Origin of the sequence: Pedobacter sp. ASV1-7, assembly GCF_040203335.1 — a bacterium.
GTDB lineage: Bacteria > Bacteroidota > Bacteroidia > Sphingobacteriales > Sphingobacteriaceae > Pedobacter.
The window spans coordinates 460,511-472,588 of the sequence record NZ_JBEHBV010000001.1 but is presented as its reverse complement, the minus strand read 5'-3'; the positions used below and the strand labels follow the sequence as shown (position 1 = coordinate 472,588).

14 protein-coding genes are annotated in these 12,078 nt (G+C 35.6%); 3 read left to right on the top strand and 11 right to left on the bottom strand.

Translation table 11 applies throughout. The annotated features are described in order from the left end of the window. Together ABDJ41_RS02140 and ABDJ41_RS02135 are read right to left on the bottom strand one after the other, a co-directional pair. Positions 1 to 1,668: a sensor histidine kinase gene (locus ABDJ41_RS02140; protein WP_349784091.1), complete on the bottom strand. Its 1,668-nt coding sequence runs from the start codon at positions 1,666 to 1,668 to the stop codon at positions 1 to 3. Between the two features lie 9 nt (positions 1,669 to 1,677). Then, positions 1,678 to 3,570 carry a S9 family peptidase gene (locus ABDJ41_RS02135; RefSeq protein ID WP_349784090.1) on the bottom strand — a complete coding sequence of 631 codons (1,893 nt, stop codon included), beginning with the start codon at positions 3,568 to 3,570 and terminating at the stop codon, positions 1,678 to 1,680. A 354-nt stretch (positions 3,571 to 3,924) separates the two neighbouring features. Between ABDJ41_RS02135 and ABDJ41_RS02130 the strand changes: the two genes are divergently transcribed. The 3 genes from ABDJ41_RS02130 to rfbC are packed head-to-tail and all read left to right on the top strand — an operon-like array spanning position 3,925 to position 6,609. Further along, complete coding sequence (locus ABDJ41_RS02130) at positions 3,925 to 5,730, top strand: tetratricopeptide repeat protein (RefSeq protein WP_349784089.1); 1,806 nt, start codon at positions 3,925 to 3,927, stop codon at positions 5,728 to 5,730. A gap of 15 nt (positions 5,731 to 5,745) precedes the next feature. After that, positions 5,746 to 6,048, top strand: coding sequence for a DUF4286 family protein (locus ABDJ41_RS02125; protein WP_349784088.1), 303 nt, complete (start codon positions 5,746 to 5,748; stop codon positions 6,046 to 6,048). Positions 6,049 to 6,054: 6 nt separating this feature from the next. Continuing rightward, positions 6,055 to 6,609 (top strand): dTDP-4-dehydrorhamnose 3,5-epimerase, encoded by a 555-nt coding sequence (rfbC, locus tag ABDJ41_RS02120; RefSeq protein WP_349784087.1) that lies wholly within the window; start codon positions 6,055 to 6,057, stop codon positions 6,607 to 6,609. Between the two features lie 72 nt (positions 6,610 to 6,681). Here rfbC and ABDJ41_RS02115 read toward each other — a convergent pair whose 3' ends face one another. The 9 genes from ABDJ41_RS02115 to ABDJ41_RS02075 all read right to left on the bottom strand — a co-directional run bounded on the left by ABDJ41_RS02115 (position 6,682) and on the right by ABDJ41_RS02075 (position 12,078). Then, on the bottom strand, positions 6,682 to 7,524 hold the full coding sequence (locus ABDJ41_RS02115; protein ID WP_349784086.1) for an OmpA/MotB family protein: 843 nt from the start codon (positions 7,522 to 7,524) through the stop codon (positions 6,682 to 6,684). 86 nt (positions 7,525 to 7,610) lie between these two features. After that, positions 7,611 to 8,273, bottom strand: coding sequence for a DUF2461 domain-containing protein (locus ABDJ41_RS02110; protein WP_349784085.1), 663 nt, complete (start codon positions 8,271 to 8,273; stop codon positions 7,611 to 7,613). Beyond that, positions 8,270 to 8,671, bottom strand: coding sequence for a DUF983 domain-containing protein (locus ABDJ41_RS02105; RefSeq protein WP_349784084.1), 402 nt, complete (start codon positions 8,669 to 8,671; stop codon positions 8,270 to 8,272). The genes ABDJ41_RS02110 and ABDJ41_RS02105 overlap by 4 nt, the downstream gene beginning before the upstream one ends. A 48-nt stretch (positions 8,672 to 8,719) precedes the next feature. Next, positions 8,720 to 8,974, bottom strand: a complete 255-nt coding sequence (locus tag ABDJ41_RS02100) for a CAMCR motif-containing small membrane protein (protein ID WP_349784083.1) — start codon at positions 8,972 to 8,974, stop codon at positions 8,720 to 8,722. Positions 8,975 to 9,114: 140 nt separating this feature from the next. After that, the gene (locus ABDJ41_RS02095; RefSeq protein ID WP_349784082.1) at positions 9,115 to 9,651 is read right to left on the bottom strand and encodes a DUF420 domain-containing protein; all 537 of its coding nucleotides are present in this window, start codon (positions 9,649 to 9,651) and stop codon (positions 9,115 to 9,117) included. 12 nt (positions 9,652 to 9,663) lie between these two features. Further along, positions 9,664 to 10,371 (bottom strand): SCO family protein, encoded by a 708-nt coding sequence (locus tag ABDJ41_RS02090; protein ID WP_349784081.1) that lies wholly within the window; start codon positions 10,369 to 10,371, stop codon positions 9,664 to 9,666. Beyond that, complete coding sequence (locus ABDJ41_RS02085) at positions 10,371 to 10,730, bottom strand: cytochrome C oxidase subunit IV family protein (protein WP_349784080.1); 360 nt, start codon at positions 10,728 to 10,730, stop codon at positions 10,371 to 10,373. The genes ABDJ41_RS02090 and ABDJ41_RS02085 overlap by 1 nt, the downstream gene beginning before the upstream one ends. Before the next feature lie 18 nt (positions 10,731 to 10,748). After that, entirely contained in the window at positions 10,749 to 11,456 is a 708-nt protein-coding gene (locus ABDJ41_RS02080) for a cytochrome c oxidase subunit 3 (RefSeq protein WP_349784079.1), read from the bottom strand. 31 nt (positions 11,457 to 11,487) lie between these two features. Continuing rightward, positions 11,488 to 12,078 carry a cytochrome c oxidase subunit 3 gene (locus ABDJ41_RS02075; protein ID WP_349784078.1) on the bottom strand — a complete coding sequence of 197 codons (591 nt, stop codon included), beginning with the start codon at positions 12,076 to 12,078 and terminating at the stop codon, positions 11,488 to 11,490.

Sequence of the window (12,078 nt, the reverse complement as noted above, 5' to 3'; positions counted from 1 at the left end):
TTAATCATTATATGGTAATACAATTTTAAATTCAGATCCTTTATTTATTTTACTTTTCACAGTGATCTCTCCATCCATGAAATTAACGAGCTCCTTACAAAAAGCAAGCCCAAGTCCCACACTCCCATTTTGGTTATACTGATTCTGAATCCTAAAAAACTTCTTAAATATATTATTTATTTCTGATGGAGGAATACCTATACCTTGATCTGTAAACCTAAACACCACTTTTCCCTTAATTAGCTTAGCACTAATATGCAACCTCTTCCGCTCCGATGGAGAATATTTATAAGCATTCTCGGCCAGATTATCAAACAAGGAGCCTAGTAATACCGGATCTGTTACGAATGTACTAAATCCGCTAACCTCATAAGTAAGCTTAAAGTCAGGATGTTTTAAACAATGAGATTCCACAGTACTCTCCAGGAAATCGACAATTCTGATTTCATCACGATTTAGCTGTATTGACCTGTTTTCAATCTGCGTAAAAGCCAATAGCTTATTCATTAATCCATTTAATTTATCAGCTTCTTCATCTAATATTTTTCCATATAACTTAAGCTCTCGTTCACTTAATGAATTAGCACTTTTAATATTGTTGCCCGCAATTTTTATCACACTAACCGGCGTTTTAAACTCATGGGTCAGGTTATTCACAAAATCATATTGCAACTTGAACATTTTCTGGTTAATGTTCAGATTTCGATAAATTAAAAAAGCAACCAGCACGAGGAGGCCGTAGAAAAAGAAAGTACCTAATGCAATAGGCAAAAAATAATTGAATATTTCACGCTCTACCACTGATTTCGAAGAGATAAAGTAAAGTTTATAATCCGAAAATGGACCTGGTAAAGTGATCTCTGTACTTAAATATATCTCTGTAGTATCCAGTGGATCATAAGTGAGCTGCTCAATTCTGATAAATTGATATAATTCAGGCCTGGTATTGATAATTTTCAGCTTGTAAGGGTCTAACTGAAATGAAAGCATGTCTTGTTGATAAACAGGACTGGGATACAATTGCTTTCGCATCATCTCCTTATAAACCTTTAAATCTTCAAATCTAGGGATATTGAGATAGGTTATTTTATTGGCTCGTACAGTACTAAAATTACTAAACAGTTCGTCTTGATTTGGAATATGCGTTGTATCCAAACTTTCAACATAAGAAGCCAGCTTTAGAGCGAGGGTATTAAATTCGTTTCCTACGATAAAGTTTCTGGTATTATTTCTTGAGAACATCTCGACTGAATCAATGGGTACCAGACTTCCAAACTGATAAATATTTTTCGGACCAAAAGAGAATTTCCCAGTATTTAACCCATCACTAACAGGCACATTGCTAACTTCCGAATCATAAAAAATCACTTTAGAGACAAATGGGTATTCCAGCAAAACTGTATCAACAAATTGTGCAGCCGTTGCTGAATCTAGATAGCCATTATAAAAGGAAACTTCTGGAAGCTTCTTTTGAAAAAAGTCATTGTATGGTTTTATACTCTGCTCCAGGACATTTACCTTTTCAGACACAAATTCATTTTCAATATATTTTGTACTAAACCTGTAGGCCAGGCCTAAAGAGAGTAGAAACAAAACAGACATCAGAATGATGAAAGCAAGTATCAATGAAAAATTCTTACGGTAAACGCCTTTCTTCTCTAAAGCCATATGATGAATTTACTTCCTTTTCAGGTTAAATTCTAAGAACTCATCTAAAGAAGTATAGAACCTATGCCTGATTACCTCATTCTTACCTACAAAAATATCTCCATCATTTTCAATGTAAGTCACATTAACATTGCGTTTCTTCAAATTTTTAACAAATTGCATCGTTTCTCCAGAGTTGTTATTAGGATCTTTAACATCCTGAGCAAGCAATACTGGTGCATTAATTTTATCACTCATAAACAAAGGCGAAACCTGGCGTAACTTATCGATATCAGTAACTGGGTCACCGATAATTTCATAATACATCTGTAATATGGGCTTACGATAAGGCGGTATGGATTTTAAATAAGTGAAAAGATTAATCACCCCTGAATTTGAAACGGCACAAGCATAAGTATCTTTATTTAAGCAAAGTCCGTTTAATGCGATATAGCCACCAAGGCCGGTTCCATACAATGCGACTCTTTTAGGATCAGCAATTTTATGATCGATCAACCACTTCACTCCATCATCAATATCATCCTGAATTTTGCCGCCCCATTCTTTAAATCCAGCAGCAACAAAACTTTTACCATAACCTGAAGAACCACGGTAATTCACCTGAAAAACAGCATACCCCCTATTTGCCAGAAATTGAACTTCGGGATTATAGCCCCATAAGTTTCTTAATACAGGACCGTCATGAGGTAACACTACGACAGGTAAATTCTCGGCTTTTTTATTTAGAGGGGTAGTTAAATATCCATGAATCAATAAACCATCTCTTGAGTGAAAACTTATTGGTTTCATTTCAGACATTTCGTCCTCTTGAATTGAAGAATTGAAATCGCTTAATTTTCGCACCTTACCTGTATTTGCAAAATACAAATAATAAGAACCAGGGTTACGATCTGTAAAAGTTCTTAAAATGAATATATTTTCGGCATCATCTCTATCAAAAATCCTGGTTTCAGTCTTTGGAAGTAATTTATCCAGATTCTGATAAACTCTCCTTACAGAATCATCCAGGAAATACTTCTCCTTTTTCCAGGTTTCGTATACAACGAAAGACATTTTATTCTTTTTCCTCGAATACTGCGCTTCTGTAATATTTAAAGTATCATTACAAAAAAGAGTTTTAACTTCCTTTCCTGTATTACAATCAACTTCAACCAAAGCCGTTTTATCACGGTTTATGTCTGATATAGCGTAAATAATATTCGGTTCACTATGACTAAACGCAACAGGCCAAAAAGTATCTTTAAAGTTACTGGTTAATACTGATTTAAATGGCTGATTTTCATTAGCTCGATATAAGATAGTCGTATTCACACCATCACTACTCATAGCAAGTCTTAATTTCCCTTCTGCATCTGTACGCCAATCAATAATGTTTCCAGGATTCCTGGCAACCATTTCCATATTACCATCCCGTACATTTAAACGATAAACATCAAACACCGTTGAATCTCTTTTATTTGAAGAAACTAGTAAGTATTTATCATCGATCAGTTGATCTTCAATAATTCTTAAACGACTCTTTTCATTACTTATAAGTTGACGTTCGTTATTCCCCTCCTTATCAACGATATACATGTCAGATTGGTTGGCACCTGCATCAACCTCCTTGTAATAAATAAGTTCATTATTGCTCACCCAGAAATAGAAACCAATATTTTTTCCTTTGAGCTGAGTAATCGTTTTCCCCTTCCCTGTTTCAACATCTTCAATATATATATTTCTATCTGCACCTTGTAGTCTAAGGTAAGAAAGCTTTTTCCCATCCGGAGACAATCTATACGCTACTTTCCCCTGTGATTTAAAGAAATCATCGACAGGTATAATCCTGGTTTCTTTTTGCTGTTGACAAGCAACTGAAAGCGCTACCAGAACAAAGAAAAAGTATCCTTTAAATCCAATCATATCATTAACAAGTTCACAAAGCTACACAACATGATCTTTGTAAACGGGCAATACACTAATATTGTTACTTTAAAAGGAAAAATAACCGTTCTCTGCTTCGGCTGGCATCTTTCCGAAGAAGAATCGGAAAGCGCCTATGCCTCTTCAGAGAAGGTGATTTTTCACTGAAGCATGATGCAGAGTTAAAAAGGAGAAAAAGTATTTTTTTTAGATGCTGAATGGCTCGAATAGGATAGTCTTAAATATCTTCAATATTGTTCTTATTTGCGACCTATATCCATTGGTTTTTTGAACCAAGCTGGCTAATGTGTATTAAAATCGTTAATTTTAAAATCCTGATTTAACAATCCTTTAATGAAAATAGCAGTCGTTTTTATATTTTGTTTCAGTTCGATATTTTGCGTTGCACAGGACAATGTTGATGAGGCTCTTGCTTATCAGCATTATCAGCAAGGGCAATATCAACAAGCTGTTGTATTATTCGAAAAGCTATTCAACAAAACCAGGAGCAACACATATTTTGAGTTCTATTTTAATTCATTACTAAACTTAAAAAAGTACGATGAAGCTGAAAAACTGGTTAAAAAACTGAGCCGACAAGATAACAGGAATATTCAATATAATATATCCTTGGCCAGGGTTTATCAGGATAGAGGCCAAGTAGAATCAGCTAATAAGCTATATGCTCAGGTTATCAACAACCTACCAGCTGATGAATTTAAAATCAGGGAAATTGCCAATTACTTTTACAACTTTAAAGCTTATGATCTGGCGGTATCTACTTTTTTACAAGGAAGAAAGATACTTAATGACAACAAGCCCTTCACGTATGAATTGCTAAGTATTTATCGTTACAAAAAAGATAAAAATGTGCTTTTACAGGAGTATCTGAATGCATTACCAGAGATGCCTCAGCTATTGCCTCAAGCGGAAAGTGTATTAGCATCTGTATTTGAAGACAATACTGATTATCAGATTTTGCAATCAGCATTATTAAAGAAAATACAAAAAGAACCCCAGACTGAAATTTACACCAAATTACTGATTTGGCAATATTTGCAACAACAGGAATATGAAATGGCACTGCGACAGCTTATTGCACAAGATAAAAGGTTGAAGGATAACGGTGCTACTCTGTTTAATACCAGTAATACATTCCTTGAAAATAAGGCTTGGGCAACAGCTATAAAGGCTTTTGAATATTTAGTAGGTAAAGGAAAAGAAAACCCTTACTACCTGCCAGCAAAAGTTGAAATGATAAATGCCAAATATCAGCTTGCAATCAATGGACATTTTGATAAAAATGCAATTGCTGAACTTGCTGCCGCGTACCAGAGCATCATTGATGAGTACGGAAAAAACCGACAAACACTTTTTGCGTTAAAACGAATGGCTAATTTACAGGCCTATTATCTTAACGATCTACACAAAGCGGAGCAAATACTTGAAAGCATATTAACCATACAAGATATCCAGACAACAGAAATCGGGCAGGTTAAGCTGGAACTTGGAGATATATACATCCTGACTAAGCAACCCTGGGAGGCTTTTTTAATTTATGAGCAAGTAGCAAAGCAATTCGAAAACCAAGATATCGGTAATGAAGCAAAATATCGATCGGCCAGGCTTTCCTTTTATCAGGGCAATTTTGACTATGCAAAATCGCAGGCAGATGTTTTAAAGGCTTCAACCTCACAATTGATAGCAAACGATGCGCTAAACCTGAGCTTGCTGATATCAGACAACCTTCAATCAGCACTGGACAGCAATGCGCTTAAAATGTATGCTGATGCAGAAATGTTGCAATTCAGGAACCTTTCAGGTCAGGCACTAGCTAAATTAGACAGCATAAATATTACTTTCCCAAACAACAGTCTTGCAGATGATATCCTGATGACAAAATCAAAAATCTATATTAAAAATAATGAGGTAGATCAGGCTGTAAAAGCTCTTACGAGCCTAATAACACAACATGAAAACAGTATCTGGGCAGATGATGGGCTTTTTACGCTTGCTGATCTTTATGAAAAAAACTTAAAAGATTCTGAACAGGCAAAAAAACTATATCAGAAATTGATCAATGATTATCCTGGCAGTATGTTTACTGCAGAAGCCCGTAAACGTTTCCGTAAACTTCGCGGTGATAATGTTGGCACTTAGTGCTATCTTTGCGCCATGCTTTTATACAATATAACTTCAATAATTGATGACACAGCAGCCGATAGCTGGCTGAAATGGATGGAAGATGTACACATCCCGAGTGTTATGGCATCAGGAAAATTTGTATCTCACAGACTCCTAAGGGTACTTGACTCACCAAATGAAGGTGTCACTTATTGTGCTCAGTTTGTTGTTGAGCATATGGCAGATTACCTGGATTACCAGCAAAACTTTGCTCCTGCACTACAGAAAGAAGCTCAGGTTCTTTTCGAGAATAAAGCCGTTTCCTTTCGTACATTAATGGAATATATCGCTTAAGCAAATATGCAGATTACTAAGACACCGCTAGATGGTCTTCTGATTATTGAGCCAAAAGTATGGAAAGATAACAGAGGATATTTTTATGAAAGTTACAGTGCTAAACTGTATGCTGAAGCAGGAATTGACGTAACATTTGTACAGGACAATCAATCCTTTTCGCAAAGAGGAGCTCTTCGTGGCTTACATGCACAAAGCATGCCCTATGAACAGGGAAAACTGGTTCGGGTATTGCAAGGTGCAGTTCTGGATGTTGCAATTGACATCAGAAAAGAATCTCCAACCTATGGACAACATTTTGACATTGAATTAAGTGCCGAAAATCATAAACAACTTTGGGTACCTCCAGGTTTTTTACATGGCTTTTTAACTTTGGAAGATCAAACAATCTTCACTTATAAGGTGAGTAATTATTATGATAAAAATTCGGAAATCGGCGTAATGTGGGATGACTCGGATCTAAATATACAATGGACTAAATACATGCCTGAGTCAGAGTTTTTACTATCGGATAAAGACCTGGCATTGGATAAATTTAAAGACTTCAAAAGTCCTTTTTAAACGCCCGATTATATCGCATAAAAAAAGATGAAGGGTTTCTTCATCTTTTTTTATGCTTATCATTTTTACATCCTACTGCTTAATCAGATCATATAACTCATCCAATTTTGGAGAAAGCACGATCTCAATTCTTCTGTTTTTACTCCTTGTTTCTGCAGAAGTATTTGGGCCTAAAGGTTGGAATTCTCCTTTACCTGTTGCAGTCATACGTACTGGTTCAACTTTACTCACTTCCGTCAAATATCTTACTACAGAAGTAGAACGTAAAACGCTTAAGTCCCAGTTATCTTTAATTTGTCCAAGATTGGTGATCTTTTGAGAATCGGTATGCCCCTCTACTGCTATATTGATTTCTGGTTGTTGCTTTAGTACATTGGCTAATTGACTAAGTGCCTGTTTACCTTTTTCATCAATAATGATACTACCAGAAGGGAATAACAATTTATCCATTAATGAGACATATACTTTACCATTGCGAATTTCGACAGTTAAACCATTTTTAGTGAACCCAAGCAAAGCTTGTTGTAATTTCTCTTTTAACTGATTCGTCGCTTCATCACGTTTACGCAATATCTCTTCAACTTCCTTAAGTCTTTGTTCGCGTTTTTTAAGATCTGAGCTAAGCTTATTGATCTCATTAGAACTATTGCTACGCAACTTGCTATAGTTATCGTCCATTTCGGAATAACGTCCTTTTAAATCCTTTAAAGCACTACTTAATCCTGTAGTATCTTTTCTCAACTTAGCAATAAGACCTTCCAAATCTTCATTCATTAATTGTGACTCGTTCCAGCCCTTATTTAAAGAATCTTGTTTAGCTAACAGAGATTTATATTTTTGCGGAGATAAAATAACACAAGAGCTAAATGCACTGGCCAACAGTGCAACAAATAAAAATAAACTGATTTTTTTCATTATTGTAATTGGGTTATTAAAGGATTATATATCTGCAAAAGGGGTTAAGCTTTTAAAGCAGAACTATGGTTTATTTGTGTTTAGTACTACTGCTCTACAGCATTTCTCAAAAATACAATAAAAGGGTAAACGCTTTTAAAAGCATTTTTCAACTTATTAACGATTCCTGGAGTAAAAAATTCTTCGTCTTTAATTGGAAAAGTTGCGATAAAGCTTTTTAATTTCAAAATCTCTATTTGAGGGTGGTCAGTTTCATAGCCTTTAGGTGCCTTTTTCAATTTGTCTTCCTGGCTTAACTGAAAGGTATTTTTAAAATCCTTTGCGTCTATGATATCGAGAAATTCTGAGGTATTGTAATCTATTTCTTCTCTTATTTTTTTAAGATCTGATGCCTCAGGCATCCAGAATCCGGCAGCAAAAAAACAAGCACCAGGCTGAATATGTAGATAGTACCCTGGCTCATTTACACCTTTACCTTTTACAGCAAAAAAGATCCCATAATTATTTTTATATGGGTCTTTATTTTTACTAAACCGTACATCTCTATAAATGCGTAGCAAGCACTTCTTTGATTGTGTTTCTGCAGAAAATGCTGGATCTGCCGCTGCAAGCTCCGGAATAAGCCGATCAACAAAAGCCAATACATCAGCTTTGGCTATTTCATACCTTTCTTTGTTTTTAGCAAACCACTCGCGGTTGTTATTGGCAACTACATCTGTTATAAAGTCAAGTGTTTCTGGCTTAATCATGGCTTATCGTAATAGGCGTTATACTTTATTTTTGGAGATAGCCAATGTAATAAAATCACGCGGGAATACCGGTAATTGAATGGAGATAAAAGTAAAGTTCCTGTAAAAATCACACCGACATAAAGCCAGAATGCATCGAATTCAAGATAACCTCCGGATAAAATATAAGTTGCTATAGACAGGGTGATCAATTCAGCACAATTCATTGCATAACTGATATACATGGCAGCATAAAAATATCCCGGCTCAATCTCAAAACGTTGTCCGCAATGAGGGCAATGTGTATTGGTATGCTGTATATTAAACCCATATAAGCTACCTGTAAAAATATCACCTCTTCGACAATGCGGACACTTGCTATGGACTATAGCGTAAAGTTTGGATGTTTTTTTTTCCATTTTTAACGGGGATACCTGCATTTTAAATGCTGGTTGAGTAAGAAGATTTTACAAATGTGAAATGCTCTGAGTGGCTTTTTTACGATATTTCAAATACCATAGGACACCTACGCCTGTAATTAAAACATAAGGAATTGCCAACAGATACAAGATCCCGGTATTTAAACCTTTGCCTTGTGTATTACCATTTTTAGTGCCTTGTTCGGCATTTACAGAACACATTGCGCATTGCGCATTAGCAGTGTTACTAACTGAAATGGCAGACAAGATTACAAATATGAAGACAAATGTGATCCTTTTCATTCGAGACTATTATTCTTAAATTCCTAAAAGCAGGCCTTAGCAGCTCTGTTGCTGACAAATATACAGATTAACAAATGAAGCTGCTTAAAAATTGTGTCATAAAAAGTTGCAAATCAACTCAAAATGTAACTCTAAGAAAGCTATTGCAGGTAATAAGGGGAAATCATCAAATACACAATCACGCCTGTAACAGCAACATATAACCACAATGGGAAAGTGATTTTTGCTATCTTTTTATGTCTGTCAAAACGTTCTGCAAGAGCACGCACATAAGTTATCAATACCATAGGTATAATAGCGATAGACAAGAGGATATGTGTTAAAAGGATAAAAAAGTAAATGTATCTGATGGTACCTTCCCCTCCAAACTTAGTTGAAGGTGTAGTCATGTGATAAGCGATATACATCAATAAAAATAGTATAGAACAGCCAATGGCACATTTCATTAAATTCTCATGTAACTTTAGCTTTCCGTTCTTTACAGCTATAACTGCTATAACAAGCAAAATTGCAGTAAAGCCATTTATAGTAGCATAAATTGGAGGTAAAAAAGGTAGTGGAGTAGCGTTAGGAATCTTAACATAAAATAAGACTGCTACGGCCAGCGGAATAATTATAGAGAGCAATATGATCCATTTATTGTATTTCTGCTCAACAGAGCTTTTGTTATCTATCATATCATTTACAGACTAGCGTCCATCATTATTGTTTCTTAATTCTTCTATGATCAACACTTTGATCTCATCATCCAATCTGGATAAGTCTTCGTTACTGGTCGCTTCATAATAGCCACGTATACGGTGTTGGTAGTCGAGTAAAACAAACATGTTGCTGTACACAAACTTCTGTTCCCCATTTACGTTTTCCTTATGTGCATCAATGAGCAAACCTTTATTAACAAAGTTGTAAATAGTTGCACTATCACCTGTTAACAGATTCCACTTTCCAGCTTTAGCACCAATATTATCTGCATAGGTTTTCAATACTTCTGGGGTATCGTTTTCCGGATCTATTGTAAGCCCGATAAAATTAACCACACTGTTTTTTTTATAATGGTTTTCCAGATCTTTCATGGCCTTATTGGTAATCTGAACGGCTTCTGTGTTACCCTTGGTATAAAAAAGATTAATAACCTGAATCTTTCCAGTATAGCTTTCTAGACTAACAGTATCTCCCTCCTGATTTACCAGTTTGAAGTTGTCAGGCTTATGATAAATTGTATCAGGTATTTGTTCTCCTCTTACGGAATGGAAAGTAGAAGCGACTTTCTTAGGACCAAAAATAGAAAGTGGTTTATACCTGTTTTTGCCCTCTTCCTTAAGGATATTATACAAAAATCCTGGTAACGCTAAAATGGTTACCAGGATTAATATTTTTTTTATTGAAGTACCCTTCATTAAACCAGAGGCATGTGAAGATGCAAAAAGTCTCCTTCAATTAGCATCAATACAATAAAGTACACAATGAAAAGGAAAACTATCGACACAGATAGTATGAGTCCAACCTTCTCATATTTTAAGTGCATAAAATATGCAATGATGTAATAAGCCTTAAATAGGGTTAATATGATATAAACATAGTTTCCAATATGCTGACTCATATGTCCAGCTGGAATTGCCCAAAGAGCAATGATAAATTCAACTACTGTAAGTGCAAGCAGAATAAAAAATACCTGCCATATTTTCTTTTTACCTAATCCTCCGTGATCACCATGTGCATGTTCGCCATGAGCGTGTTCTGTATGTAATTCTGACATAATATTATCTTTATATAATTAAACCAAGTAGAAGAAGGTAAATACGAATACCCATACCAAATCCACAAAGTGCCAGTATAAGCCTACTTTTTCTACCATTAAATAATGACCGCGTTTCTCAAACGTTCCATTGATAACCATACAAAGAAGAATGATATTAATAATTACGCCCGTAAATACGTGAAAACCGTGGAATCCTGTAATTGTGAAAAACAAGTTAGAAAACTGCAATGCAGACACTTCTGATACCTCACCAGTAAAAAGATGATGTAAAGTCTCCATTGGAGGTATTTTACCCCAGCTAAATCCTTCATGGAACAAGTGTGTCCATTCAGCAGCCTGACAGCCAAGGAACATAAAACCACCAATAATGGTAGCCACCATCCACCAGATTACTTCTTTCTTAGATCTCCTATGTCCTGCCTCAACAGCTAACACCATAGTTACCGAGCTCATGATCAGAATAAAAGTCATGATACCAACAAATACAAGTGGGTATCCGCTATCGGCTATACCTGGAATAGATTGAAAAACCAGATCCGGATCCGGCCAGGTGAATTTACTAAAGCGCTGCGCACCGTAATAAACCAACAATGAAGAGAATGTGAATGCATCAGAAACCAGAAAAAACCACATCATTATTTTGCCGTACTCTACCGACCACGGCGAGCGGCCACCGCTCCAGGGAGTGGTTTTTACCTGATCTAATTGTGATAATGAACTCATTTTTGTAAATAGTAATAGTTTGTTAAAAATTCTAACTGTTCAAAAGTAAAAAAACATAAAGATATATCCACAATATATCTATAAAATGCCAAAATATAGAGGCAATATCCATCCGGAATGTGCTCCTCTCTAACGAAATCCCTTTATAAGTACCAAATAAGCTACTTAATATAAAGCCTAAGCCAAGAAAAATATGCAAAAGGTGCATTCCTGAGACTACATAAATCATAGAAATAGCAGCATTGTTGTTCACAAATGCAGCACCAGTATTAAATAACGTCCCCCAGGCATCAACCTGCAAATAACAGAAAGCTGCACCTAACAACAACGTACCCCAAAGCAGTATTTTCTGCTGGCCAATATTTGCATTCTTTAATGCCTTTTTCGCCATGAATAAACATAGGCTACTCAGCAATAAAATTGCCGTACTGTACATAAATACATCGGGCAATACAATTCCATGTCCTTTGCCCTTAGAGGCAGCAAACACGATATAGTAACTTGTAAAGCCACCAAACATAATCGTTGATGAAACCACAAATAACCAGACCACAAACTTTCTGGGCTTAGCATTAAAAGCCACATCCATCTTTAAACCCTCTTCTTTTAATGTGTGTACCAT

What these genes read in the sequence shown, in the direction of transcription:
- ABDJ41_RS02140 (WP_349784091.1), bottom strand. Translation starts at nt 1,668, where the DNA reads ATGGCTTTAGAGAAGAAAGGCGTTTACCGTAAGAATTTTTCATTGATA.
- ABDJ41_RS02135 (WP_349784090.1), bottom strand. Translation starts at nt 3,570, where the DNA reads ATGATTGGATTTAAAGGATACTTTTTCTTTGTTCTGGTAGCGCTTTCA.
- ABDJ41_RS02130 (WP_349784089.1), top strand. Translation starts at nt 3,925, where the DNA reads ATGAAAATAGCAGTCGTTTTTATATTTTGTTTCAGTTCGATATTTTGC.
- ABDJ41_RS02125 (WP_349784088.1), top strand. Translation starts at nt 5,746, where the DNA reads ATGCTTTTATACAATATAACTTCAATAATTGATGACACAGCAGCCGAT.
- rfbC (WP_349784087.1), top strand. Translation starts at nt 6,055, where the DNA reads ATGCAGATTACTAAGACACCGCTAGATGGTCTTCTGATTATTGAGCCA.
- ABDJ41_RS02115 (WP_349784086.1), bottom strand. Translation starts at nt 7,524, where the DNA reads ATGAAAAAAATCAGTTTATTTTTATTTGTTGCACTGTTGGCCAGTGCA.
- ABDJ41_RS02110 (WP_349784085.1), bottom strand. Translation starts at nt 8,273, where the DNA reads ATGATTAAGCCAGAAACACTTGACTTTATAACAGATGTAGTTGCCAAT.
- ABDJ41_RS02105 (WP_349784084.1), bottom strand. Translation starts at nt 8,671, where the DNA reads ATGGAAAAAAAAACATCCAAACTTTACGCTATAGTCCATAGCAAGTGT.
- ABDJ41_RS02100 (WP_349784083.1), bottom strand. Translation starts at nt 8,974, where the DNA reads ATGAAAAGGATCACATTTGTCTTCATATTTGTAATCTTGTCTGCCATT.
- ABDJ41_RS02095 (WP_349784082.1), bottom strand. Translation starts at nt 9,651, where the DNA reads ATGATAGATAACAAAAGCTCTGTTGAGCAGAAATACAATAAATGGATC.
- ABDJ41_RS02090 (WP_349784081.1), bottom strand. Translation starts at nt 10,371, where the DNA reads ATGAAGGGTACTTCAATAAAAAAAATATTAATCCTGGTAACCATTTTA.
- ABDJ41_RS02085 (WP_349784080.1), bottom strand. Translation starts at nt 10,730, where the DNA reads ATGTCAGAATTACATACAGAACACGCTCATGGCGAACATGCACATGGT.
- ABDJ41_RS02080 (WP_349784079.1), bottom strand. Translation starts at nt 11,456, where the DNA reads ATGAGTTCATTATCACAATTAGATCAGGTAAAAACCACTCCCTGGAGC.
- ABDJ41_RS02075 (WP_349784078.1), bottom strand. Translation starts at nt 12,078, where the DNA reads ATGGTACACACATTAAAAGAAGAGGGTTTAAAGATGGATGTGGCTTTT.